Origin of the sequence: Enterococcus sp. DIV2449a (genome assembly GCF_051711225.1) — a bacterium.
GTDB classification, from domain to species: Bacteria; Bacillota; Bacilli; order Lactobacillales; family Enterococcaceae; genus Enterococcus_D; species Enterococcus_D casseliflavus.
Genome location: NZ_JBIOME010000001.1, coordinates 3,028,454 through 3,053,469, shown reverse-complemented (window position 1 = coordinate 3,053,469; position 25,016 = coordinate 3,028,454). Strand labels below are relative to the sequence as shown.

Annotated in this window: 21 protein-coding genes; 17 read left to right on the top strand and 4 right to left on the bottom strand. The window is 42.9% G+C overall.

Annotated elements, in window-relative coordinates; translation table 11 throughout:
- Positions 1-99 precede the first annotated feature (99 nt).
- The 9 genes from IGI76_RS14475 to IGI76_RS14435 all read left to right on the top strand — a co-directional run bounded on the left by IGI76_RS14475 (position 100) and on the right by IGI76_RS14435 (position 12,919).
- Positions 100-2,778: a cation-translocating P-type ATPase gene (locus IGI76_RS14475; RefSeq protein ID WP_333718763.1), complete on the top strand. Its 2,679-nt coding sequence runs from the start codon at positions 100-102 to the stop codon at positions 2,776-2,778.
- A 171-nt stretch (positions 2,779-2,949) separates the two neighbouring features.
- A complete protein-coding gene (locus IGI76_RS14470) occupies positions 2,950-3,378 on the top strand; it encodes a hypothetical protein (protein WP_005228008.1) in 429 nt (142 codons plus the stop codon).
- A gap of 495 nt (positions 3,379-3,873) precedes the next feature.
- Positions 3,874-5,367: a ribosomal protection-like ABC-F family protein gene (abc-f, locus tag IGI76_RS14465; RefSeq protein WP_086295758.1), complete on the top strand. Its 1,494-nt coding sequence runs from the start codon at positions 3,874-3,876 to the stop codon at positions 5,365-5,367.
- A 474-nt stretch (positions 5,368-5,841) separates the two neighbouring features.
- Complete coding sequence (locus tag IGI76_RS14460) at positions 5,842-6,915, top strand: ABC transporter ATP-binding protein (protein ID WP_005228012.1); 1,074 nt, start codon at positions 5,842-5,844, stop codon at positions 6,913-6,915.
- On the top strand, positions 6,915-7,796 hold the full coding sequence (locus tag IGI76_RS14455) for a carbohydrate ABC transporter permease (protein ID WP_005228014.1): 882 nt from the start codon (positions 6,915-6,917) through the stop codon (positions 7,794-7,796). Before IGI76_RS14460 ends, IGI76_RS14455 begins: the two co-directional genes overlap by 1 nt.
- A 4-nt stretch (positions 7,797-7,800) precedes the next feature.
- Positions 7,801-8,619 (top strand): carbohydrate ABC transporter permease, encoded by an 819-nt coding sequence (locus IGI76_RS14450; RefSeq protein WP_005228015.1) that lies wholly within the window; start codon positions 7,801-7,803, stop codon positions 8,617-8,619.
- A complete protein-coding gene (locus IGI76_RS14445) occupies positions 8,603-9,895 on the top strand; it encodes an MBL fold metallo-hydrolase (RefSeq protein WP_086295757.1) in 1,293 nt (430 codons plus the stop codon). The genes IGI76_RS14450 and IGI76_RS14445 overlap by 17 nt, the downstream gene beginning before the upstream one ends.
- A gap of 16 nt (positions 9,896-9,911) precedes the next feature.
- The gene (locus IGI76_RS14440) at positions 9,912-11,195 is read left to right on the top strand and encodes an ABC transporter substrate-binding protein (protein ID WP_016609876.1); all 1,284 of its coding nucleotides are present in this window, start codon (positions 9,912-9,914) and stop codon (positions 11,193-11,195) included.
- A 176-nt stretch (positions 11,196-11,371) separates the two neighbouring features.
- On the top strand, positions 11,372-12,919 hold the full coding sequence (locus IGI76_RS14435; RefSeq protein ID WP_333718762.1) for a bifunctional metallophosphatase/5'-nucleotidase: 1,548 nt from the start codon (positions 11,372-11,374) through the stop codon (positions 12,917-12,919).
- 43 nt (positions 12,920-12,962) lie between these two features.
- On the opposite strand, the gene IGI76_RS14430 is transcribed toward IGI76_RS14435, so the two are convergent.
- From IGI76_RS14430 to IGI76_RS14420, 3 genes are read right to left on the bottom strand one after another with little or no spacing between them, the layout of a single operon-like run.
- Positions 12,963-13,124, bottom strand: a complete 162-nt coding sequence (locus IGI76_RS14430; RefSeq protein WP_005228019.1) for a hypothetical protein — start codon at positions 13,122-13,124, stop codon at positions 12,963-12,965.
- A 33-nt stretch (positions 13,125-13,157) separates the two neighbouring features.
- Positions 13,158-13,508, bottom strand: coding sequence for a hypothetical protein (locus tag IGI76_RS14425; protein ID WP_005233740.1), 351 nt, complete (start codon positions 13,506-13,508; stop codon positions 13,158-13,160).
- 19 nt (positions 13,509-13,527) lie between these two features.
- Positions 13,528-14,550: a lactonase family protein gene (locus tag IGI76_RS14420; RefSeq protein WP_005228024.1), complete on the bottom strand. Its 1,023-nt coding sequence runs from the start codon at positions 14,548-14,550 to the stop codon at positions 13,528-13,530.
- Positions 14,551-14,668: 118 nt separating this feature from the next.
- Here IGI76_RS14420 and IGI76_RS14415 point away from each other — a divergent pair, with 118 nt between their 5' ends.
- The 8 genes from IGI76_RS14415 (at position 14,669) to IGI76_RS14380 (ending at position 23,468) form a co-directional block, all read left to right on the top strand.
- Positions 14,669-15,022, top strand: a complete 354-nt coding sequence (locus IGI76_RS14415) for a PTS glucitol/sorbitol transporter subunit IIA (protein WP_005228025.1) — start codon at positions 14,669-14,671, stop codon at positions 15,020-15,022.
- 15 nt (positions 15,023-15,037) lie between these two features.
- Positions 15,038-16,219, top strand: a complete 1,182-nt coding sequence (locus tag IGI76_RS14410; protein WP_005228027.1) for an AI-2E family transporter — start codon at positions 15,038-15,040, stop codon at positions 16,217-16,219.
- A gap of 281 nt (positions 16,220-16,500) precedes the next feature.
- The gene (locus IGI76_RS14405; RefSeq protein ID WP_010749120.1) at positions 16,501-17,070 is read left to right on the top strand and encodes a TetR/AcrR family transcriptional regulator; all 570 of its coding nucleotides are present in this window, start codon (positions 16,501-16,503) and stop codon (positions 17,068-17,070) included.
- A 33-nt stretch (positions 17,071-17,103) separates the two neighbouring features.
- Entirely contained in the window at positions 17,104-17,640 is a 537-nt protein-coding gene (locus IGI76_RS14400) for a flavodoxin domain-containing protein (RefSeq protein ID WP_060791537.1), read from the top strand.
- A gap of 531 nt (positions 17,641-18,171) precedes the next feature.
- Positions 18,172-19,098, top strand: a complete 927-nt coding sequence (locus IGI76_RS14395; protein WP_060791536.1) for an ROK family protein — start codon at positions 18,172-18,174, stop codon at positions 19,096-19,098.
- A 129-nt stretch (positions 19,099-19,227) separates the two neighbouring features.
- Complete coding sequence (locus IGI76_RS14390; RefSeq protein WP_438781651.1) at positions 19,228-21,495, top strand: helix-turn-helix domain-containing protein; 2,268 nt, start codon at positions 19,228-19,230, stop codon at positions 21,493-21,495.
- Positions 21,496-21,514: 19 nt separating this feature from the next.
- Positions 21,515-22,816, top strand: a complete 1,302-nt coding sequence (locus IGI76_RS14385; protein WP_086295753.1) for a family 20 glycosylhydrolase — start codon at positions 21,515-21,517, stop codon at positions 22,814-22,816.
- 151 nt (positions 22,817-22,967) lie between these two features.
- Positions 22,968-23,468: a GNAT family N-acetyltransferase gene (locus IGI76_RS14380; RefSeq protein WP_086295752.1), complete on the top strand. Its 501-nt coding sequence runs from the start codon at positions 22,968-22,970 to the stop codon at positions 23,466-23,468.
- Positions 23,469-23,707: 239 nt separating this feature from the next.
- Here the strand turns inward: IGI76_RS14380 and IGI76_RS14375 are convergent, their stop codons facing one another.
- Positions 23,708-25,012 (bottom strand): alpha-L-fucosidase, encoded by a 1,305-nt coding sequence (locus IGI76_RS14375; RefSeq protein WP_438781650.1) that lies wholly within the window; start codon positions 25,010-25,012, stop codon positions 23,708-23,710.
- Positions 25,013-25,016 lie beyond the last annotated feature (4 nt).

Below are 25,016 nucleotides of genomic sequence, written 5' to 3'. Positions count from 1 at the left end.
ACAGTGAGACTTATGTATGCTTAGACAGTGCATACATAAGTCTATTTTTTTTCATATCATGTACAATAAAGGAAGAGTAAATATAAAAGGAGGAGAAACATGTCAGAAGAAAACAAAAAGGAACAGCTATCGCAGGCGTTTTATGCGCAAGAAGCGCAGCATGTTCTGGAAGAAATGCAAACAGATGCCAATGGATTAACGAACGATGAAGCACAAAAACGCTTATCTGAGTACGGTCCCAACGAATTAGAAGAAGGCAAAAAGAAATCGATGGTACAAAAATTCTTTGAACAATTCAAAGATTTGATGATCATTGTTTTGCTAGCGGCGGCGATTATCTCAGCAGTCGTTTCCCATGAAGTCGTGGACTCAATTATTATTTTAGCAGTTGTCATTATCAACGCGATCATGGGTGTCGTTCAAGAGGCGAAGGCGGAGCAGGCGATCGAAGCACTAAGAGAAATGTCTACACCAAATGCCAATGTGTTGCGTAATGGTCATACCGTCACCATCAAGAGCGATGAATTGGTGCCGGGGGATATTGTCCTATTAGAAGCTGGCGATGTCGTACCGGCAGATTTACGCCTTTTAGAAGCAAGTTCTTTAAAAATTGAAGAAGCTGCTTTGACCGGTGAGTCCGTACCAGTCGAAAAAGAATTGACCGTCATCGAAGGGACGGATGTCGGGATCGGCGATCGCGTCAATATGGCATATTCAAACAGTAATGTGACCTATGGACGCGGCAAAGGGGTCGTGGTCAATACAGGGATGGGAACTGAAGTTGGGAAAATCGCTGGCATGCTGGCTAGCGCCCAAGAAACCGAAACACCATTGAAGCGTAACTTAAATGAATTAGGAAAATTCCTGACGATCGCCATCATTATCATTGCAGTGATCATGTTCTTTGTTGGAACGATCTTTAACAATACGTCATGGGTCGACATGCTATTGACGTCGATCTCATTAGCAGTAGCGGCGATCCCAGAAGGGCTACCAGCGATCGTAACGATCATCTTAGCCTTAGGTACGCAAGTAATGGCGAAACGAAATGCAGTGATCCGTAAATTGCCAGCGGTTGAAACCCTTGGGGCAACCGATATTATCGCTTCTGATAAAACTGGTACGTTGACGTTGAATCAAATGACCGTGGAAAAATTGTATGTCAATGACAAGCAACATGCTGCTTCAGAAGATATTCCGTTAGACAACATGGCATTAAAAGTCATGAACTTTGCCAATGATACAAAATTTGGTGAAGAAGGCAACTTGATCGGTGATCCGACTGAGACCGCATTGGTGCAATTCGGGATGGATCAAGGATTCCATGTGCGAGATCTTGTCAATCAAGAACCACGGGTAGCAGATCTGCCATTTGATTCTGACCGAAAACTTATGAGTACGATCCACCAACAAGAAGACGGTCGCTATTTAGTTGCTGTCAAAGGCGCACCAGATGTCTTGCTAGGCAGAACCTCAAAAGTACTACTGGACGGCCAAGAGCTGCCGATGACCAATGAAGAAAAAGAAAAAATCTTATTCAACAATACCGATATGGCAAAACAAGCACTGCGGGTATTGGGGATGGCCTACAAATATGTAGACCAAGTACCAGAAAACTTAGAATCAGAAATCGTCGAAAATGATTTGGTCTTTGCTGGCTTAGTCGGAATGATCGACCCAGAACGGGCAGAAGCAGCCGATGCGGTACGTTTAGCCAAAGAAGCTGGGATTCGTCCAATCATGATCACCGGAGACCACCGCGATACAGCTGAAGCCATTGCGGGACGTTTAGGGATCATCAAACCGGGCGATGATGATGCCGTCTTGACTGGCGCTGAACTCAATAAAATGAGCGAAGAAGAGTTTGCCCAAAAGGTAGCGAACTACTCAGTCTATGCACGGGTATCACCTGAACATAAAGTTCGGATCGTCAAAGCTTGGCAACAAGAAGGCAAAGTCGTTGCCATGACTGGTGACGGGGTCAACGATGCACCGTCACTGAAGCAAGCCGATATTGGTGTCGGCATGGGGATCACAGGTACCGAAGTTTCTAAAGGTGCTTCCGATATGGTCCTAGCAGATGACAACTTCGCTACGATCGTCGTAGCAGTGGAAGAAGGACGAAAAGTCTTCTCCAATATTCAAAAAGCGATTCAATACTTGCTAGCCGCTAACCTAGGGGAAGTTTTGACCTTGTTCTTAGCAACCTTGTGGGGTTGGGACTCGCTATTGCCGATCCACTTGCTTTGGATCAACCTAGTAACGGATACATTCCCAGCAATTGCTTTAGGAATGGAGCCTGCTGAAAAAGATCTAATGAAACATGCACCGCGGGGACGCAGTTCCAACTTCTTCTCTGGTGGTGTGATGAGCAGTATCATCTACCAAGGGATCTTAGAAGCGGCAACCGTGCTGTTCGTTTATTGGTCAGCGATCCAATGGCCCGTTCACAATACGTACGATGCGATCCATGCCGATGCCTTAACGATGGCCTTTGCCACGTTAGGATTGATGCAGTTGTTCCATGCCTTCAACGTCAAATCGATCCATCAGTCGCTCTTTAAAGTAGGGGCATTTAGAAACAAAGCCTTCAACTGGGCGATCCTGTTGTCCTTTGCGTTGATGCTGGTGATCTTCATCGTGCCAGGATTAAATGATATCTTCCGTGTTGCACACCTTGACTTGTATCAATGGGGCATCGTTTTAGGCGCCTCCTTTGCGATCATTCCAGTCGTTGAGATCGTCAAAGCGATCCAACGAGCAATGGGAAGCAAATAAGCCAAAAATAAACGGAAAATCAATCAATGGTCTGCTGTCCTTCTCCCTGGGCAGCAGGCCTTTTTTTGCTGGCTTATTTTCGATAAACCCTGCGGCTGTTACTTGACCTTTTCATTTGCAGTAAGAAACGGTAAAATAGGAGATAATAACAAAGAAAGTAGGGGACCCACTGTGCGACCAAACTTAGGTTTTTATGTACAAACAATCAACGATCTTGTCAAAGAAACAGAAGCGATCGGGGAGAAAATGAATCCCAATTATGAAGAGATCCGCAAAGCGATCGACGAGAAGAAAGAAGCCGAGGTAACACCTGAGCGGCTAGCTGAGATTACTAGAATTTTTAAAGAAGGCACGGACAAATACCGCTTGATGCTGGAAAAAATCAGCAAATTGCGTCCCCCAGCGAATGTAATGGGGATCCATAAAAAATTTGAACGGGCGTATATGAAATATGTTGCTGGCTGTGATGAGATGATTTTGAGTCTCGATAACAAAATCGACCAAGAGGCCTTTGATGCGGCAGAAGCCAAACAAGATGAAGCAACCGACGAAATTTCTTTTGCCATTCAACGGATGACGGCTTTATTGTTAAAAAAATGATAAACATTCAAGTTAAACAAGAGTTATTTAATTTAACTGTTATGTTTTTCACATGTAAAGTTTTTTTATCGGAGGTATAATGAATTCACAACCAACAACCTTTTTATTTTTCATTTTACTCCTTTTGCCATCAGGACTAACCAACCTGATGGTTTTTTTGTGTTTCAAGTGTTTTTTTATGAAACGTTTCCAGCGATAACGGGTTTAGTTTGTGAATAAAATATAAAGGAAAAGCAGCAGGGGGTACTGAACTTGCGCTTTTTTGCCGATCAATGCTATACTTAGGGCACTATTAAACGAAATGAGGGATCCTCCATTGAAAAATTAACCAATTTGTTGAAAGCTGCATGAAACTGTTCCTCCAAGGGGATAGTCTGCAGATTTTCAGGATTGGTTGACTTTTTCGATGGGGGATCTTTTTGTGTACCTCTAAAAACTGATTCTGAAAATAGCTTTAGGTCTACTCTATTCCGTGAATAGAGACGAGGTATATTTATGTCGAATATCAGTATTAATCATTTAACTTTTGGCTTTGACAGCCAAGAACGGTTGCTTTTTGAGGATGCCAACTTGAACCTTGATACACAATGGAAATTAGGGTTGATTGGCAGAAATGGTCGCGGCAAAACGACCTTGCTGCGTCTGCTGCTCAATGAATTGCCTTATAGCGGCTCGATCACCCATGAGCAGCAATTCGTTTATTTTCCCTTAACCGTCGCTGACGATCAGCAACTGACGCTTTTTGTTTTACAGGAATCTGGCGAATTTGAGCAGTGGCGTTTGGAACGGGAATTGAACCTGCTGCAGCTTGATCCAGAAGTTCTTTGGCGGCCCTTTGCCACTTTATCTGGCGGCGAGCAAACGAAAGTCCTGTTGGCGCGGTTGTTCGTTGATGAAGAGAATTTTCCTTTGATCGATGAACCAACCAACCATTTGGATGTGACCGCTCGCGAACATGTTGCCCGCTATTTGCAGCAAAAAACCGGGTTTATCGTTGTGAGCCATGATCGACAGTTTGTCGATGACGTCGTCGATCATGTATTGGCGATCGAAAAAAGCCGCTTGGTGCTGTACAAAGGGAATTATTCAGTCTATGAGCTGCAAAAGCAGCAAAAAGATGCGTACGAGCAAGAACAAAACAGCAAGTTGAAAAAAGAAATCGGTCGTTTGAAGCAGACGGCAGCCGAGAAAGCGGAGTGGTCCCGAGGACGCGAACGGGACAAATTAGGGTCGCCGACCAAAAAAGGCAGCGGGGCAATCTATGATACGGGGGCGATCGGTGCCCGAGCGGCACGGACCATGAAGCGCTCGAAAGCGATCGTTAAACGGATGGAAGATCAAATTCAAGACAAGTCTGCGTTGTTAAAAGACATTGAGTGGATTGATCCTCTGAAAATGACTCCGCTTGTTAGCCATCATGATGTGTTGCTGGAAGCAGAGCATTTTCAGCTCGGCTATGAGCAGCCTTTGTTTAAACCGCTGACGTTTGCGATCCGTCAAAAAGAGCGCTTGGGGATTCAAGGGGCCAACGGATCTGGCAAGTCCAGTTTGATTGCGAGTATTTTAGGTACTTTCGATGGACAGCAGACAGGGACGATCAAAACAGCCCATGGGATCACCATCAGTTATGTCCGACAAAACTACGAGGACAACTGTGGGATGCTGACAGAATTTGCCCAAGAGCATGGCTTGAATTATCAAGATCTGCTAAATAATTTAAAAAAGCTTGGCTTGGAAAGAGCTGTCTTTCAAACGCCGATCCAGCAAATGAGCATGGGGCAGCGTAAACGCGTGGAACTAGCCAAATCATTAGCGACACCAGCAGAATTGTTTATCTGGGATGAACCGCTAAATTATTTGGACGTCTTCAATCAGAAGCAATTAGAGGAAGTGATCCATTTGGTGGAGCCTTCTATGCTGATCATTGAACACGACCGTTATTTTCTTGAGCAAGTTTCAACGAAATTGCTGACGCTGACGGGTGACTGAGGCGAAGGAGAGAATGAAAAAGGATGATTGTTTTTTTAATAATCATCCTTTTTTTGTTATTTTAAAAGAAGAAATACTGATGGTCTTAGTAAACAATTACTAAAGGTGCTTTTGGACAAAAAGTCGCGTAAAAATAGTGTTAACATCAATGGATACTAAAGGATTGAAAATTTTTACCCGTTTTTCATGAAAATTTTCTAAAAACAGTAAAATGTTCGTGTTTACTGGCTAGAAACTGCGTTGTTTGGCTCATTGTTTTCTCATTAAAAGGTAAATTAATTAAAAATTCTTTCATAATTCCCAATGATTTTTACAAAACATTTACAATAATGGTATCGAATAAAAACATTCGTTTGTTATGATTAAAATCGAATTTCTTTGAGCGTTTGACCGAAACATCAAGAGTTCGTTTTTTTTGTGACTTGAAATGCCAGTCAACTATTCGGAGGAAAAAGAGAAAATGGAGGGGCAGTTTTGATAGAAGTAGTCGGGTTGAAGAAGGTTTTCGATAATAAGTTTGAAGCCTTGAAAGCAGTAGATTTTACAATAGAAAAAGGCGATTTGGTTTGTTTGTTGGGACCAAGTGGTTGTGGGAAATCGACGATATTGAATTTGATCGCGGGGTTGTTGAGTCCCACCGATGGCGATATCCGCTTTAATGGTTCTTCCGTTGTTAAGACCGAGCCAAAAGACCGCAATATCGGGTTTGTTTTTCAGAATTATGCCCTTTATCCCCATATGACTGTTTTAGAAAATGTCATGTTTCCACTGACAGTCGGAGAGAAAAAGATCAAGAAAAACGAAGCACAGAAAATTGCTGAAAAGTTCATGAAACTGACCAATATTGAAGAGTTAAGTCAGAAAAAACCAGGAACCCTTTCTGGCGGACAGCAGCAACGGGTAGCGATCACGCGTGCCTTGGTGCAAAGTCCAGAAGTCTTACTACTGGATGAACCATTGAGTAACTTAGATGCCCGTTTGCGCTTGAAGATCCGTGAAGAGATCCGTCGGTTAGTCAAAGAAGTGGGCATCACCACGATCTTCGTGACTCATGACCAAGAAGAAGCTCTTTCTATCAGTGATAAGATCATCTTGATGAACGAGGGGATCATTCAACAAAATGATGATCCGCAAAACCTTTACTTAGAACCAAACAATCTTTTTGTAGCGAAATTCATCGGTAATCCAATCATCAACATCTTGCCAGTAGAAGTCAAAGATGGCCAAATGATCCATCCTGCCTTCACTGTACCAGTTGACCGTTTTACTGACCTTCGCTTCAAGAAACCATTAACAGACGGCCAATACACGTTAGGCATTCGTCCAGAAGATGTGCTGACCACCTTGCAAGCAGGTTTGTTCCAAACGGAAGTCAAGAGTGTGGAGCTGATCGGACGAGAACGAATCTTGAACTTTGATCTGGCTGACAAACATATGAAATCGATCGTTAGTATTGAAGAAATCATTGAAGAAGGCGCGCAAGTGTCATTTGATTTTCATTACAAAAAAGCCTTTATCTTTGATGAAAAAGGAGAGCGGGTCTACTAATGTTCAAAAAAAATTATAACCCTGAGAACCAACCGAAAGCATGGCTGTTTTTACTGCCTTCACTGGTCATTATTTTCTTATTCAGTGTATATCCGCTGTTTCGTTCCTTCATCATGAGTTTCCAAAAAGGAACCTTGATTAACCAACAGTATGCTGGGCTTGAGAACTATCAAAGGGTTTTAACGGACCCAGTCTTCTTTCGAGCACTGCAAAATACGGCGCTCTTTGCTTTTGCGGTCGTACCGATCGCGTTGATCCTTTCTTTAGCGATTGCGTGGATCATTTTTGAAAAAGTCAAATATAAAAGTTTTTTTGAAACGATCTTCTTTATGCCTTATGTCACGAGTACGATTGCCATCGGGATCGTGTTTCGCTACTTTTTCAATGGCTCTTACGGGATCATCAACTATTTGTTGAGTCTTGTCGGCATTCCACCAGTCAACTGGCTGGATAATGTCAATATGAGTATGACGACCTTGATCATCTTTGGCGTTTGGACGAGCCTTGCCTTCAACATTATTATCTTGTTGGCAGGAATGCGCAACATCGACAAAGAACACTACAAAATCGCAAAAATGTTTGGCGCCACCGATGGCGAGATTTTTCGGAAAATCACCTTTCCGCAGTTGATCCCGACTTTTGCCTTCTTGTTAACGGTCAATCTGATCAGTGCCTTTAAAGTCTATACTCAAGTATATGCCTTGTTTGGCGGACAGCCAGGGATCGCCCGCAGTGCAACCACGGCAGTCTTTTATATTTATGACAAATTCCATATCGCCGGACGTCCGGGGATTGCAATGGCGGCAACCGTGATCTTGTTCATCATTATTTTGCTCGTCACCTTTATCCAAAATAAACTTTTGAAGAAAGTGGGCGAATAAACGAATGAAAAAAATTGTCACGATTGTTTCGATGCTGTTTTTAGCAATTTTAGCAGTGATCACGCTGTTTCCCTTTGTCTATATGATTTTAGCTGGTCTAATGACCTACAGTGAAGCAACCAGTATTCCACCGACGATCATGCCAGAGTCTTTCCAGTGGAGCAACTACGGGGAAGTTTTTACCCGAGCACCGTTTTTACGCTACTTCTTTAATACGGTCTTCGTTTCCGCGGTGACGACTATCGCGACGCTGATCACTGCGATTCTAGCTGCCTTTGCATTGACTAGTCTTGAATTCAAATACAAACGGTTAGTTATCGGATTGATGATCTCGTTATTGATGGTTCCTTATGAATCGATCATTTTCACCAATTACAATACGATTGCGCGAATGGGCTTATTGAATACGTATAGTGCGTTGATCATTCCCTTTCTGACCAGTATTTTTTACATCTATTATTTAAATGGTTATTTGCAAAGTATTTCCAATACCTTTTACAAAGCGGCCAAAATCGACGGTGCTAGCGATTTGGCTTACATTCGGCGGATTTTGATCCCCATGTCAAAACCAGCCTTAGTGACAGTCGGGATCTTGACTTTCATCTCTAGCTGGAATTCCTTCTTATGGCCGTTGCTAGTAACCAATGAGAAAAAATACCGCCTCTTAAATAATGGGTTGGCTGCCTTTACCACAGAAAGCGGCAGCGATGTTCATTTACAGATGGCGGCAGCGACCTTGACCGTCATTCCAATTCTGATCATTTACTTGATCTTTAGAAAAGAAATTATCAAAGGAGTGGCTAAAGATGGCATCAAAGGATAAAACGACGATTACCTTTCATAGCGGGATCTTAACGATTGGAGGGACCGTCATCGAAGTTGCGTACAAAGATGCCCATATCTTTTTTGACTTCGGTTCGGAGTATCATCCAGAAACACCCTTACCAGATGAAGAATTACAAACGTTAGTTGCGCATCGCTGGATACCAGAACTGAAAAATGTCTACGATCCACGCTTAGACTACACGTACCAAGGAAGCGAAACGAAAGAATACCAAGAAACAGCAGTTTTTCTTTCCCACGCCCATCTGGATCATTCCAAGATGATCAACTTTTTAGACCCAAATATTCCTATGTACACCTTGAAGGAAACCAAAGCGATCCTCGAAGTGTTGAATCAAAAAGGGGACTTCTTGCTGCCCGTTCCTCATGAAGAAAAAAGCTTTGTCCGTGAATTGATCGGCTTAGAACCCCATGATGTGATTCGGGTCGGGGAAATCAAAGTCGAGATCATTCCAGTCGATCATGATGCGTACGGTGCGGCAGCTTTGTTGATTCGCACGCCAGATCATTTTATCGCTTATACCGGTGATTTGCGTTTGCATGGCTATCATCCAGAGCGTACCAAAGAATTCTGTCAGTTAGCCAAACACACGGATCTATTGATGATGGAAGGGGTCAGCATCAGCTTTCCAGAAAGAGAACCGGACCCCAAAGCGATCACAGTGGAAAGTGAAACAGAATTGATCGAGACCTTCGTGCGTCTGGTCAAAGAAAATCCCCAACGACAAATTACTTTCAATGGCTATCCAGCCAATGTCGAGCGCTTTATGGCGCTTGTTGAAGCCGCGCCGCGGACGGTTGTTTTAGAGGCGACGCAAGCTGCTTTGTTGAAAGAAATTTTCAATAAAGATGTACCGTTCTATACGATCGATGATCAAGTACCAGCGACGCTCGATCCAGCCTTCGCCATTTCTTATCAGGCATTATGTGCCGACACGAGCCAGTACCTTTGGCAAGCAGTCGCGCATTTTGAAAACTTGCAGACGGGTGGTTTGTATATTCACAGTGATGCGCAGCCGTTAGGCGATTTTGATCCAGCTTATCAAGTCTTTTTGGATCAATTGGCAGCACTGGACATCGAATTTGTCCGTTTGCCAAACTCGGGACATGCGAAACCAGCTGATTTAGATCAGATCATTGCATGGATCGAGCCCCAACGATTGGTTCCAATCCATACGCTGAAACCAGAAAATCTGGTGAATCCGTATGGTGAAAGAATATTGCCGCAACGCGGTGAAAAAATTATTTTAGAGTGATAGAGGAGAGGAAAAAATGAAAACAAAGAAACTTGCATTTGCAGCAGCTGCAGCCGCGACATTGGTATTAGGGGCTTGTGGAAACAACAACGATTCATCTGGTTCTACGGAAAGTGATGAAATCGTTACAGAGCTAAGCGAAGATACGACTGTCACCTTTTGGCATGCAATGAATGGTGCGCAAGAAGAATCATTGACGAAATTGACCGAGCAATTCATGGACGAAAATCCAAACATCAAGATCGAATTGCAAAACCAATCAAGCTATCCTGATTTGCAAGCAAAGGTGAATTCAACCTTGCCTTCACCAAAAGATCTGCCAACTATCACCCAAGCATATCCTGGTTGGTTATGGAATGCTGCCCAAGATGACATGCTAGTTGACCTTGGCGAATACATCAACGATGATACTATCGGTTGGGGTGACCAAGAAGAGATCCGCAGTGCCCTTTTAGATGGTGCACAAATCGACGGCGTGCAATACGGGATTCCTTTCAACAAATCTACAGAAATGCTGTTTTACAATGCAGACATGTTAGACGAGTATGGTATTGACGTACCAACAAACCTGGAAGAATTAAAAGAAGCTTCTCAAGAAATCTATGAAAAATCAAACGGTGAAGTCGTAGGTGCTGGTTTTGACTCATTAAACAACTACTATGCCATCGCAATGAAAAATCAAGGCGTTGATTTTGACAAAGACTTGCAATTAGACAGCGATGAATCAAAAGAAGTCATCAACTACTACCTAGATGGTGTTAAAGACGGCTACTTCCGAATCGCTGGTTCTGACAAATACTTGTCTGGTCCATTTGCCAACGAGCAAATCGCAATGTATGTCGGCTCAATCGCAGGGGAAGGCTTTGTTAAAAAAGATACCGAAGGCAAATTTGAATATGACGTAGCAGCTCGTCCAGAACCAATCAACTTGCAACAAGGAACTGACTTGTATATGTTCAACAGCGCAACACCAGAGCAACGCACCGCTGCTTTTGAATACATGAAATACCTAACTTCGCCAGAAGCGCAAAAAACATGGGCGATCGATACCGGCTACATGCCAGTTGTTGAATCTGTTTTGGAAAGCGATGAATACAAAAACAATCCTGAAACAAAAGTCGCTGCCAAATTAGAAGATGCAACCAAAGAATTGTTCTCGATCCCAGTGATTGAAAATGCTGATCCTGCTTACAATGAAATGCGTTCAATCATGGAAAACATTTTGTCTAATACAGATCAAGATGTCGATCAATTGATTGAAAACGCGAAACCACAATTAGAAGATGCTTGGAACCAATAATTCTGAATTTCTTCGTCAAAATAGGGTATAATCAGGGAAACACCTGAGAATGAAAGACAAAAGGGTTTGTGCCATAAGGTTTGAAGACACAAGGAAGCAGAAAATGCTGGCTTTCGAGGGTTTTCGACTTATGCGCATGCCCTTTTGGTCTATTGAGGGGAAAAGGAGTCTTTTGAATGAAAATCACGTTTTTAGAAACGAGCGATATGCATGGCTATGTCTATCCAACCAATTTTGCCGATGATACGGAACAAGGATTCGGCGTGGCAAAAGTTGCCACCAAAATGAAAGAGCTACGTCAAGCAGCCTCCGGGCCGGTCGTAACGATCGAAAATGGCGACTTTATCCAAGGCTCGCCCTTAAGCTATTACATCGCCAAAAGCCAGCACTCCGTTGCCGCATTGACCGCTGTCGTCAACCACCTAGACGTTGATGTCCATGTCTTAGGCAATCATGAGTTCAACTACGGTCTGCCTTATTTGCAAGAAGCGATCGCCAGCTACCAAACACCAGTACTCGCAGCGAATATTTTAAATGAAGCGGGAGAACCATTCTTTGGCCAAGCTTACACCATCATTGAAAAAGAAGGGGTAAAGATCGCGATCTTAGGAATGGTGACGCCATATATTCCTCATTGGGAACAGCCTGCGACGATTCGCGGGATGCAGTTTGTCAGCATCGTTGAGACAGCGAAAAACTATGTGCCTTACTTAAGAGAAAAAGCCGATATCGTTGTCGTCAGCTACCATGGCGGCTTCGAGCGTGATTTAGTCACTGGAGAACCGACCGAATTATTGACTGGTGAAAATGAGGGCTATCAATTATTGCAGGAAGTCTCAGGAATCGATGCGTTCTTCACAGGACACCAGCACCGTGAGATCGCCACAAAAATCAATGGTGTCCCCGTTGTACAGCCCGGTTATCGTGGAAGCTTTATCGGCGCCATCGAATTGACGGTTGAAAAAAATCAGACAGGGGTTCATGTCACAAACAGTACGGCTGCGTTGATCCCTGTTGCAGATGCTGTCCCAGATCAAGAGACGTTGGCTTTGTTAGCACCCATCGAAGAAGAATTACAAACCTGGCTAGATCAGCCGTTAGGCAAAGTCAGTGGGGATATGCGAATCACCGATCCGATGGGGGCACGCTTGAAAGAGCATCCTTATATTGAATTCATCAATCGTGTTCAGATGGCTGCCAGCGGCGCCAAAATTTCTGGTACTGCTCTTTTCAACAATGAGGGCAAAGGCTTTGGCGCAACCATCACGATGCGAGATGTGATCACTAATTATATTTACCCAAATACGTTAGCTGTAGTCAAAATAACAGGTGCCGAATTAAAAGCCGCTTTAGAACAAACGGCGGATTATTTAGCCGTTGTTGACGGTCAGATCGTCTTCAATCCTGCTTTTATTGAGCCAAAACCGCAATATTATAACTACGATATGTATGAAGGCATCGAGTATACGATCGATCTTAGTCAACCCGTCGGTCAGCGAATCACCCGCTTGGACTTTGAAGAAAAAGCCATTGCGATGGATCAAGAATTAGAGATCGTCATTAACCAATACCGTGCAGTAGGTGGCGGCAACTACGCCATGTTTTCTGCCGAAAAAATCGTTCGTGAGATTCAAGTCGATATGACGGAACTGATTGCTGACTATTTAAAACAGCATCCTCAAATCGAAGCTACGACGAATCAAAACTTTCTAGTGACGTTATAACAGTAAAACAGCCTGCGATGAAGGAATCATCGCAGGCTGTTTCTTAATTTTCTACATTGCGTACATAGTCATCAAAGTATTTTACCAAATCCGCTTTGACTTGTTGATAGTCTTCTTCGGAATACTCTTTGTCTTCTAGTTTTGCTTCGAAAAACGGCATGGCCAATTCTTCTCGTAAACGATCCAACACTTGTTCTTGGTTCATAACGTCACCTTTTTCACATTTGATTTGATTTCATCATAACAAATGAAATGAGGCTGTCAATGCTTCGTAAGTGTCTTTCATTTTTTCTAAACGATTTTTTAAAGAAACAAAATCATCGTCATCATGAAAAAGGACTTGTTTTAATTCAAAATAATAGATCTCAAAAGCATCAAAGAAAGCAATGACTTCCGCTGTTTGCAGCTCTTTGGCAGTATCGCAGCGAATATAGGCTTTTTCAGCGATCGCATACGTTTCTGCAGTCGTTAATAGGACCAATGATTCATTGTATTTGCGGCTCGTCACTAGTTCAAAGGTTGATTGACATTTATTGTAGATATTAGAAAAATCTTTGAGCACAAGTTCCTTTGGTGTTTTATCAAACATGGGGGAATCCTCCAAAACTTTATTTTTTGAATAAGACGCAGACACATTCTGGTGCGTAGATGTCTTTTTCTAAGACAGTCAATTTGCCAGTGGCTTCATCGCGTTTGTATAACGTTAGGTTATCAGAATTTTGGTTGGCACAAACGAGATAATCGTTTGTCGGGTCCAAATCGAAATCGCGAGGGAAGTCGCCTTCAGTCGAGATTGATTGAACAAAAGTCAGGCCAGCGCCTTCATCGGTTACTTCAAAAACAGCGATTGAATTATGGCCGCGATTTGAGCTGTAAACAAAACGGCCATCGTTCGAGATACGTACCGCAGCGCCACTGTTGAAATCCGTAAAGTCCGCAGGGATCGTTGGCACCTTTTGGATTTTCTCAAAACTGCCATCTGCTTCATTGTAGCGTAAAACAGTCAATGAGCTGTCTAATTCGCCCACTAAGTAAGCGTATTGGTTATTTGGATGGAAGACCAAATGACGTGGACCAGTTCCGTCTTCTGCCACGTAAACGGCAACTTCTGTCAGTTTGCCATCTTCTGAAATATCATAAGTATAGACCCGGTCTGTTCCAAGGTCACAAACTGCTAAACGTTGGTCTGGTGTTAAGTCAGTATAGTGGACATGAGGTTTGTCTTGGTTTTCATGAGAGCCGACGGGTTCATCATGGTAGATGCTGTCCGTTGCTTCGATGCTGCCATCCTCTAGAATTTTATAAACATTCACTTCACCTTTATGGTAGTTGGCACCATATAAAAGCTGACGGGTTTCATCAACTGCTACATAGCAAAGTGGTGCGCCTTCTTCCGTTGCGGTATTCAGCAAGGTAAAGTCTGGGGTATAAGCAGCTGCGCCGCCGTTGCCATCTACTTCTGTGACGCTGTAAACTGCTTCTTTTTTACTGCGGGCAAGATAAGTCGGACTTTTTTCTTCCGCGCATAAGGTCAAATCGGTCAGTGTTCCTTTTTCCGTATCTAAAGCGATCGAATAGATCCCTTTACTTTCGCGACGAGTGTACGTACCTAAATAAATCGTTTGCAACATAAAAAAACCTCCTAATAGTTTCATTCCTATTTAATTCTACCATAGAATGCGGTTTTGGGCGGGTAGAAAAACTCTTTATGTTATAATAAACAAGAAGATAGAAAGGGGAGTTTGTCATATGAAAAAAGGGACGATCAAAGAAATCGGTCCACAAGCGATCGATTCGCAAGAAAGAATGATCATCTTTTTTGGGGAAGAAGCGACCGACACACTGCGAGAATATTCAGTCATCCAAACGATTCCTGATTCGCAAGCGTTAGTCGTCACAAAAGGGGACCAGATCACTTTTGGTGATCAGACCTATCAAGTCCAATATGTAGGGACGGTCGTAAACCAAATCCTGCAAACGATCCAGCATGTGACCTTTGTCTTTGACGAAGTGCCGGCTGAAGATCAGCTTTCAAGTGCGATTTATTTAACGCCAACTGTTCTGCCGAAACTAGAAGTCGGCATGCAGGTGACGTACGACTAGGAGGCAAAGAATGTCATGAAAGAAACGCAGAAAAAGCCGCATTCCTGGTTTTGGAAATGGTTTTTAAACAATCAAGCAGTGACCAGCTTGCTGGTCATTTTATTGATTCTCTTGATTTTGCTGCTCTTTACGAAAGTGTCGTATTTGTTTGAACCCGTCTGGCAATTTTTAGCCATCGTCGGATTGCCAATCATTTTGGCGGGGATCTTGTATTACTTGATGAACCCCACCGTCGACTACTTAGAACGCAAGGGAATCAAACGAATCTACAGTATTTTCGGTCTCTTTATTTTAGTGGTTGGTCTGATCGTCTGGGGTGTGGTGGTGATCATCCCTAAGATCCAAGAGCAATCCATGAGCTTTGCGGATAATTTGCCAGGCTACTTGACGATCATCGAGAATAAGGTGAATGAGATCCTCTCTGATCCAATCTTCTCACAAGTCCAAGAGCAGATCGAAGCCTCCAATGAGAAGTTGATTTCTTCTTTGACGGATATCGTCCAAAACCTTTCCCGCAGCACGATTCAAAATCTAGGCAGTTTCTTCGGCGCCGTTGCAACGATCGTTTTAGCGGTCATTACCATGCCATTTATTTTGTTCTACCTACTGAAAGATGGCCGTAAACTAGCCCCTTATTTTGTTAAATTTCTGCCAACCAAAATGCGCCAGCCATCACTGGTCGTCTTAAAAGAGATGAACGATCAAGTATCCTCCTATATTCGGGGACAACTGACGGTGGCGTTTGCGGTCGCAGTGATGTTTATGATCGGGTTTAGTATCATTGGCTTAGATTATGCCATCACACTGGGGATTGCAGCGGGATTTCTAAATTTGATCCCTTATTTAGGATCTTTTTTGGCCATGATCCCTGCGGTCTTTTTAGGAATCGTCGGTGGACCCGTGTTACTGATCCAAGTGCTGATCGTCTTTGTCATTGAGCAGACCATTGAAGGCCGCTTGATTTCGCCATTAGTTCTAGGAAACGAGTTGTCGATTCATCCTGTCACGATCCTGTTAGTCCTCTTGACTTCAGGAAAACTGTTTGGCCTTGTTGGGGTCATTTTAGGGATTCCTGTGTATGCGGCAGCTAAAGTGGTCATTACCCATGTGTTTGAATGGTATACGCGGGTTTCCTCCTTGTATGAAGAGGAAGAACCGATCCCCGAAGCGCCACCAGAGGACACCCCAGAAGTGTAGCAGCTTCGAGTGTAAAAGAGCCCATACGTATTATCTACGGTACAGCCTTTTTCTGTGGGCTGTACCTTTTTTATGCGGATAAAAGAGCCAGCAATCATTGGAAAGTAACGGAAGATTTACAACCTATGAACGATGATTTTTGAGAAATAGACAGCTCTTTATTCAATAGAAAGAGCGAGGGATAGTGGCTTGGATCCAATTGACTTCGAAGGAACAAAAGAATATAATCGATTTATATAAAGAGTTTATATAACGAAACTTGTGCTTAAGGAGGACAATGAATGCCGAAACAACGAATAACAAAGGAAATGGTGGTTGATGCCGCCTTTGAGATTGCTCGAAAAGGCGGTATGGAGCACGTGATCGTCAAGAACATTGCCGAGAAGTTAGGCTGTTCAGTCCAGCCCATCTATAGTTACTGCACCAATATGGAGGGCCTGCGAACAGAAGTAGAGCAGAAAGCACGGCAATTTTTACAAGCGTATCTAGAAGCCCATAGCGACCCCCAGGATCTGTTTCGCAGTACCGGACACGCGTATTTGCAATTGGCGAAAGAAGAACCCCATATTTTGAGTATTTTTGTCTTACAAAAAAGAGCGAATGTTTCGTCATTAGAAGATCTGTATCAGTTGGAGACGAATCCTCAAGTAGCCCAAAGGATTGCCGCCGATTTGACTATCAGTATAGAAACCGCCAAACAGCTACACATGCATATGCTCATTTACACGATCGGAATCGGTACGATTTTCTCAGTAACGACACCTGGTATTCCACTAGATGAAATCTATGCACAACAGGAAAAAGCGTACGAAACGTTTTTAGAACAAGCAATAGCTGGCACAAAACCATAAGGTGCAGTCCTAACTGCAGAGAGGAGTTCCCCCATGAAAAACGGCATGATTGTTTATCAATCGAAATACGGCGCTGTCAAAAAGTATGTCCACTGGCTTCAAGATGCAACAGGTTTTTCCAGCCTAGAAACCCCAAAAGCGAAAATAGCTGAAGTAATGGATTATGACACAATTATCTTCTGTGGGGGAATCTATGCATCGGGTATTGCTGGACTGTCCTTTTTAAAAAAGAATACTAACCAGCTAAAAGACAAAGAGATACTTATCTTTTGTGTGGGAGCCTCTGCTCCTGAAGAAGATGTTGTGAAAAAACTCAGAGAACAGAATCTCACGGGTCCAATAAAGGACATCCCCCTTTTTTACGGCAGAGGACAATGGCAGGAAAGCAAAATGAATTTCTTTGATCGAAACTTAGTGAAAATGTTAAGAAAAGCTGCGGCTAAGAAAGCGCCGCACACCTATGACCCACAGACGAAGGCACTCATGGAAGCCAACGGACAAGATTGTGATTGGACAGATAAAAAGTACTTGGGTCCGTTGGTGGATTATTTGGAGCAGGGACTGTATTGAACGAGCACAAGCGTTTATTGAGGTTTTATGACTCAAATGAGCAATGAGTGACCAGAGTGTAAGAACAGAACAAAGTTAGCTTATTGCTAATAGATTTTCTGTTGTGACACCCAGAGTCAGCAACTAAGTTCTAAAAAATCGTTCGATCTATTTCTAAAAAGCAATGACTAAGTAGAATGCCGATCACGCATGAGAGGATGTCTTATGCGTGACGGTTTTTTGTTTTATAAACTAGATAGCTTATCTCAAAAAATGGGTAGCTGTTTCCTTTGCTGACAAAATTCTCAGGCACCGTATCTAATGGATTTCTTTTTTGCTTTGCAGGATGAACAGTTTTGTGAAGCTGAGCGTTAAACCTGATCTTTTTAGTGTTTTAAAAATAAGCAGATAAGCTATCACTTTCTGTACAACGTATATTCTTTCTAAATGCAAGATATCTTTCGTTGCGGGGTTTTTTATGGCTTGGGCGGATTTGACACACTGTTGCAAGAAATACATATGGTCGCCGAAAACATTGGTTGCGTATACTAAATGCAAGATAAAAGAAAGCCTTGTGAGGTCAAGAAAATGTGGATTTTAGCAATTGATATTGGCGGTACTGCTATTAAATGTGGGTTAGTGAATAGTCAAGGGGAACGCAGACAATTGACTCAATTTCCTATGAACAAGGAATATGCCACAGTCACGCAACGCATATGTCGACACATCGATGCATTCTATGCTGCAACATTTGATGGTATTGCTATTAGCTCAACGGGACTGGTTGATCCACGAAGCCAAGAAATCGGGATGACATCACCTTTGTATGAAGGATTTGGCAAAAGACTGGTTAGGCATTTGCGAAGCACATACCAATGTCCAGTGGCTGCCGAAAATGATGGCAACTGTGCGTTATTGGCAGAAAAGTGGTTAGGTCACGCTCAAAATTGTGCGTCCTTTGCGACAATTGTCCTAGGTACATCCGTTGGCGGTGGCTTAATGATTAACCATCAATTGGTTCGCGGCAAACACTTACTAGCAGGAGAGTTTGGCTATATGCTTTTTCCGACCGAAACGAAGGATTGGGAACTTTGGAGCATCGCAGGGTCAACCAGAACTCTTGTGGAAGAAACAGCAGAGCGTATCGGAGATCCCACAATCAATGGGCAGCGCATTGATACACTGGTTCAAGAACAAGATCCGCGATGTCTGCCAATGGTCGCTGATTTTGTCGATAAGCTGGCGGCAGCTTGCTATAGCCTACAGTACATGATTGATCCGGAAATTATCTTGATTGGTGGTGGAATCAGTGCTAGCCGTTTCTTGATCCCTCAAGTAAACGCACGATTGGCTGTGATTGCTGAACAGATTCCAAGTACTGTTATCGTGCCAAACATTTGTGCCTGTCGTTTTGGCAATGAATCAAATTTATTAGGCGCTTGTTATAACTGGTTAAGAAAATACAAGCCTGATAGCTAACTTGTAAAAAAGCATTGTTTTTTATTAAAATAAAGCGTATTTTATTAGAGTATCATACATTCTTTTCTCCTAAATAAGTACCGATAAATGAAAGCGTTTTTGAGCTTTTGAAATAACAGAGAATAGGTGATGCAAGTGAGAAAGTACACGGAACAGAATCGTCAAAAACTATTTAGGGGAATCATTCGTGCCATCAGCTCTTATTTAATCGTGTTTTTAGTGCCTTTTTTAGCCGTGTCATGGATTTGGTATGATACCTCTGTCAAAAGTATCAATGAACAAGTACTGCTGACGGCCAGAAATCAATTGATCCAATTGAAATATTCATTAGAAAATACATTTATTCAATTGAATTATCTGACCCAAAAAATGACCAATGATCATGTTGTTTCATTGAAATACCTACAGCATCCTTACTTGACTAAAGAAGCAAAAGAAGCGATGCAGACATATAAAATCACTAACGATCTAGTCGAAGAAGTCTATTTATATTATAAAGAAGCTCCGGCGACCCTTTATTCAACCGTTGGCTCACTGTCAGTCGACACATTCTTGAATAAGGTACTGCCAAAAAACGATATGGACCAAGTTCAATTGGTCGCACAATTGGACTCTCCAGCGCCGACGTTACTGACATTGGAAGGTGCTGGTGGAGAACAGCGATATTCGCGTTTCTTTTATATCGTTCCAATTCAAAGTGAAGAAATGACCGTTTACGGCGCAGCAATCTACGAAATCAAAGAAAACAATTTGAAGAGAATCCTTGATTTAAGCAATAGTGATGGGCTCAGCAATACCTATATCATCAATGGTGAGTATCAGTTATTAGCCAGTACCACCAATGATGAGTTAGCACGCTTTTTAAATCATCCTGAGCGAATGAAAAAAGGTATTCAAACAGGACGAATGCGGTTTGAACAATCGACGTATTTTGTTCAAGCAATTGCCAACAAAGAATTGAATATTTCGGTCGTAGCTGTCGCCAATCCGAATCAAGCATTGGCTTCAGTCAACCGTGTGCAAGAACAGTTCGTCCTAGTATTTATCGCCATATTGTTTACGGGTATCACCGCAGTCGTGATGCTTGGTTTACGCAGTTATCGGCCGATTCGCAAAATAGAAAATCTGGTTCAGGAGTTTCATCGTGATCCAAAAATGACTCTTCATTCGATGGATGATGTCCATAATACGCTAGCGGCATTTTTGGTAGAGCACCAAGAACTGCATCAGGAAGTCCGCCTGCAAACACCTCATGCCAGAGAGCAAGTGTTGCGCAAATTAATGAGTGGACGTTTCCGATCAGAACAAGAATTGGCTCTGCTTTTGGAAGCTGTCCATGTTTGTTTTCCTAACTCGAATTACTTTGTGATCGCCATTGATACGAAAACTGTTGATACCAAAGCCAAGCAAGGGGATAAGAAATTTTTAATTGATTATATCGAAGAAATCAAAGAAGCTGATTATACGGCATATGCCACTGAAATTTTGTCCACAGAAATGCTGGCATTGACCGTTGGCTTTGTTGATGGCAAAGAACAAAAAGAAATTGTAGATGCTATCGCGGAAAAAATTACCCAAGCGATCTCCCTAACACCCGCAATGGGTGTCGGGATGACGGTCGATCAACTAACGGCTATTAATGAATCGTATATCGAAGGATTGGCGGCACTGGAAAATCAAGGAAGTCAAGGGAAGCAAATCAGCTACTATGCGGAGCTTTCCCAAGAGACCAAACATTTACCGATCAATTATCCAGACAATCAAAAATTAAAATTGATCCAAGCCTTGAATCAAGGAAATATTGAGATTGCCAGTGAAACGATCCAACGTTTGATTGAAGAAGGCGAAAGCAAGCAGACTTCGCCTCGTGTCCAAAAAATGTACGGCTACTACTTGTTGAATACGATCGCGCAAGTCGGCGGTGAATTGGTGGGGGCAGAGGTACTGCATACTGCTTCTGAAAGTGCCGATTTCAACAACTTGAACCAATTGCAGACGGCCTTGTTAACGATTGCCCAGCAGATTTGTACAAAGGTGCAGAAACAGCCGCTGGATGACGAGTCGGAAATGAATGAGAAAATCTTCAGTTTTATTCAAGAAAATTATCATTCCTCTCAGCTATCGCTAGAATCGGTGGCAGAGGAAGTGGGTGTATCTGTCTCTTATGTCAGCCGTTTTGTAAAAAAAGAAAGCGGCAAAACCTTCTCCAAATATATTCAAGAATTACGGCTGAAAAAAATCAAAGAAGAACTGATTGAAACAGATTTGCCGATCAAAGAAATTATTCGTAACAATGGGTATTATGATGTTTCCAACTATACGAGAAAGTTCCGAAAAATAGTGGGTGTGACCCCAGGGCAATACCGTGAAATGAACCAAAAAATGAGAAATTATTGAAAGTAAGAGGAAGAATGAGATGAATAAACCAGTTGATTTGAAAGAAGCTCAGCAACGAGCTGCCGTCTTTTTTGAGGAGATAGGTTGGCAGTCGGCGAAGGATCCGCTCCCGCAAATAGTGGTTGATCCGCAGCTGGATGCTGATTTTCGATTTGAAAACCAAACAATCAGTGTGTCCTCGCCAGAACACGTCTTTTACGCGTTAACCAAATATGGCCGAGATCAAGCGACAGGTCAATTAGCACAGAAAAGCTATCTAGCAGCGCTTAAAGAACGCTGTCTGATGATCGATATCGGGCGTAAATTTTATTCTCTAACTGATTTGAAAGTAATCGTCCGCAGTATGGCTTGCTTCCAATTTACGCATCTGCAGCTTCATTTTTCGGAAAACGAAGGCTTTCGGATTGAATCCCAGCAATTTCCAGAAATCGTTTCGGAAGAATATTTGACCAAGCAGGAAATTCGTGAATTGATTGCGTATGCTCGAAATCATGCAATTGCCATTATCCCTGATTTTGATTCTCCTGGTCATTTGCGGCAAGTGTTGGCTCAAAAGCCCGAGTGGCAATTACCGACAGCCGATGGCACGCGTGATGATCGAGCACTGAACATTTTGGATTCAGAAGCGGTAGCTTTTATTCAGGAAGTTTATCGGGAATATGCGCAACTGTTTGAAGACAGCACCTATTTTCATATTGGTGCCGATGAGTTTATTGATTTTGATCATTTAGAAAATTTTCCACAAATGATTGAAGCAGCCCGCGAGCGCTATGGGGAAAAAGCTAGCGGAATCGAAGTCTTTATTGATTATGTCAATGAACTGGCGGCCTTTGTTGAAAGTCTCGGCTTTGTTGTGCGGGTCTGGAATGATGGGTTTTACCGCTTGAATCGCCAAGAGCAGACAACGTTGACGGAGAATTGCCAAATCTCCTATTGGACCCGTTGGAACCAGAATATGGCGCCGGCAGATGTCTTTTTTGAAAAAGGCTATACCATGATCAATCACAATGATAATTTTTTCTATTATGTCTTAGGAGAAGCGGCAGGCTATACTTATCCAACCTACGAAAAAATCAGCAATGAATTCCAGTTGACGACGTTTGCCAATGGACAACAAGTTGCACAGGAACAGCTTGCCCAAACACAGGCGATCGCTTTATCCGTCTGGGCGGATGTGCCTGAGGCTCAGACTAGTCGTGAAGTGATCCAAGCGATTTTTTGGCTCCAAGCGGCTATTAGCCAAAAAGTTTATAATGAACCCAATCGGCCAAAAGAGACAGTACAAAAGCTCTATGATGGGTGGGAAGCGGCATTCAGCTGATTGCTAGAGGAATTGGGTGAAGCAGCAATCGCTGATAATCCCTATTATTTTTTTATGATGAATAAGTTTAACGATAAGGCAAATCAATGCCAGCGACACACTGTATAGAATGAACATAGCCCCGAGTGAGGGGGAGAAATGGAGCAAATAAGTGGTCATAGACATTCAACCGTTGAAGAGAAAAGATATCCTTGAAATGGATCAAATGTTTTTAAAGCAAGGGTGGCCTTCTCGCCAGCAGCTCTTGATTGATTATTTAAACGAGCAAGAAGCGGGGGAGAGATGCGTTTTGCTTGCCAAAATAAACAACAAAACTGCCGGGTATTTGACCTTGGTTCCTCTAGCAAAGCATGGACCATTTAAAGGCTTGTATCCAGAAATTGTGGATTTTAATGTTTTTGAATCCTATCAAAAACAAGGGGTAGGCAGTCAGCTTTTAAAAGCAGCCGAAGGAAAGGCACGAGAAATAGCTGCCGTGATGACATTGGGGGTAGGCTTGCATAATGGTTATGGATCGGCCCAGAGACTGTATGTAAAACAAGGCTATATTCCAGATGGATCTGGTGTTTGGTTCAATAATCAGAATTGTGCGATGAATGCGCCTTGCTGCAACAATGACGATCTTGTTCTTTATTTGTCTAAGGAACTTTGAACCTCCTGTGGTAAGTACCGTTAAGAATGGATTAAGCACGCAACTCGTTTGGATGTTCTCATCACCTGTTCAACAAGCTGGTTGGCTACTTTCGTATAGGCAAATTTGTAGGAGTTCTTGAACAAATAGCCATAAAAAATGACTAAAAGCGATCCGCTTCTAGTCATTTTTTTGTAAAGAAAGTAAGGGCAACGTCTTTATATAAATAAATTCTTCATTTAGGACAGTGCAACGGGTGCTTACATTTCTCTTAAAGTGATCTCGACCACTGGTACCAACACATCTGGTGGGCAGACGGGTAAGCTGAGAACAAGGTCCTCTTTGTTGATGATGGCTTCCGTTGAAGTGAGAACTTCTTCGGGATCAAATCCTCGATAAAACAATTCGGAGCCATCATGTAAGAAACGGATATGCTTTACGCGTCCTGCAAGCCCTGGAAGATGCAAGGATTTGTATGGATAAGAAAAGAGGTGCAAGTAAAGTTTATTCCCGTTTTGGGTGTAGCGGCTGTCAATAGGCGGTTGAAAAGAGCTGGTACCACAGCCGATAATCGCTTGTTGATGATAATGCATACATGAACCGATGGCTTCTAAATGGCTGCGAGTTGGTAAGCTGATTTCTCCACGAGCATTTGGGCCGATATTTAAAAGAAAGTTCCCATCTTTTGCCACTGTGTCAATCAGCATTTTGGTCATCATTTCACTGGATTTCCAGTGCTGAGCATCACGATCATAGCCCCACGTTTCGTACATCGTTTGGCACGCTTCCCATATCAAAGGCAATCCATCCGCTTCTAATGGTTTGTCTGGTTGGAATTGCTCAGGGGTGGTAATCCCTCGGCCCAAATCCAGACGGTCATTCAGCAGCATGTTCGGCTGCAGGTTTCGACAAATTTCTTCGATCCGCTTACTATCCCAATCGGCGGCACCTTTGCCTTTAGACCATCCCAAATCTCGATGACTATATGGAAAATCAAACCACATATAATCGATGGTTCCATAGTTAGTCAATAGTTCAGTGACTTGACCAGCTAAAAAATCTTGATAGCGGCGCATGTCACGCTGGTTATTCGTCTGACGGGCTTGAATAGTCTCTCGTTGCGGATGCAGCCCATCGAGCGTGAAATCTGGATGATACCAATCGATCAGCGAATGATACAGCCCAATCTTAATGCCGACCTTACGAAATGCCGGCAGCAGTTCTGCTAAGAGGTCACGCTTGAAGGGGGTATTGGTCACTTTGTATTCGCTGAGAGCGGTATCCCAAAGGGCAAAGCCTTCATGATGTTTCGTCGTGAAGACCATGTATTGAAAACCGGCCTTCTTTGCGGTTTGAGCCCATTCCTCTGCATTGAAAAGATCAGGATCAAACTGAGAAAAATAGTTCTCGCGATAGGTGGTGGGTTCAATTTTTTCTGTCGTCATAAACCATTCGTGTCGAGCGCCAATACTGAAAAGGCCGAAATGGATGAATAAGCCAAACCGATCATGGAGGAACCAGTTTGGGTCAGGGTAGTCGGCAGGCCAATTTTTATACGTTCTCATTAAA

Excerpts from the sequence above, each read along its gene's own strand:
- IGI76_RS14475 (WP_333718763.1), top strand. The coding sequence starts at position 100 with ATGTCAGAAGAAAACAAAAAGGAACAGCTATCGCAGGCGTTTTATGCG.
- abc-f (WP_086295758.1), top strand. The coding sequence starts at position 3,874 with ATGTCGAATATCAGTATTAATCATTTAACTTTTGGCTTTGACAGCCAA.
- IGI76_RS14455 (WP_005228014.1), top strand. The coding sequence starts at position 6,915 with ATGTTCAAAAAAAATTATAACCCTGAGAACCAACCGAAAGCATGGCTG.
- IGI76_RS14450 (WP_005228015.1), top strand. The coding sequence starts at position 7,801 with ATGAAAAAAATTGTCACGATTGTTTCGATGCTGTTTTTAGCAATTTTA.
- IGI76_RS14445 (WP_086295757.1), top strand. The coding sequence starts at position 8,603 with ATGGCATCAAAGGATAAAACGACGATTACCTTTCATAGCGGGATCTTA.
- IGI76_RS14440 (WP_016609876.1), top strand. The coding sequence starts at position 9,912 with ATGAAAACAAAGAAACTTGCATTTGCAGCAGCTGCAGCCGCGACATTG.
- IGI76_RS14435 (WP_333718762.1), top strand. The coding sequence starts at position 11,372 with ATGAAAATCACGTTTTTAGAAACGAGCGATATGCATGGCTATGTCTAT.
- IGI76_RS14430 (WP_005228019.1), bottom strand. The coding sequence starts at position 13,124 with ATGAACCAAGAACAAGTGTTGGATCGTTTACGAGAAGAATTGGCCATG.
- IGI76_RS14425 (WP_005233740.1), bottom strand. The coding sequence starts at position 13,508 with ATGTTTGATAAAACACCAAAGGAACTTGTGCTCAAAGATTTTTCTAAT.
- IGI76_RS14420 (WP_005228024.1), bottom strand. The coding sequence starts at position 14,550 with ATGTTGCAAACGATTTATTTAGGTACGTACACTCGTCGCGAAAGTAAA.
- IGI76_RS14415 (WP_005228025.1), top strand. The coding sequence starts at position 14,669 with ATGAAAAAAGGGACGATCAAAGAAATCGGTCCACAAGCGATCGATTCG.
- IGI76_RS14410 (WP_005228027.1), top strand. The coding sequence starts at position 15,038 with ATGAAAGAAACGCAGAAAAAGCCGCATTCCTGGTTTTGGAAATGGTTT.
- IGI76_RS14405 (WP_010749120.1), top strand. The coding sequence starts at position 16,501 with ATGCCGAAACAACGAATAACAAAGGAAATGGTGGTTGATGCCGCCTTT.
- IGI76_RS14400 (WP_060791537.1), top strand. The coding sequence starts at position 17,104 with ATGAAAAACGGCATGATTGTTTATCAATCGAAATACGGCGCTGTCAAA.
- IGI76_RS14395 (WP_060791536.1), top strand. The coding sequence starts at position 18,172 with ATGCAAGATAAAAGAAAGCCTTGTGAGGTCAAGAAAATGTGGATTTTA.
- IGI76_RS14390 (WP_438781651.1), top strand. The coding sequence starts at position 19,228 with ATGCAAGTGAGAAAGTACACGGAACAGAATCGTCAAAAACTATTTAGG.
- IGI76_RS14385 (WP_086295753.1), top strand. The coding sequence starts at position 21,515 with ATGAATAAACCAGTTGATTTGAAAGAAGCTCAGCAACGAGCTGCCGTC.
- IGI76_RS14375 (WP_438781650.1), bottom strand. The coding sequence starts at position 25,012 with ATGAGAACGTATAAAAATTGGCCTGCCGACTACCCTGACCCAAACTGG.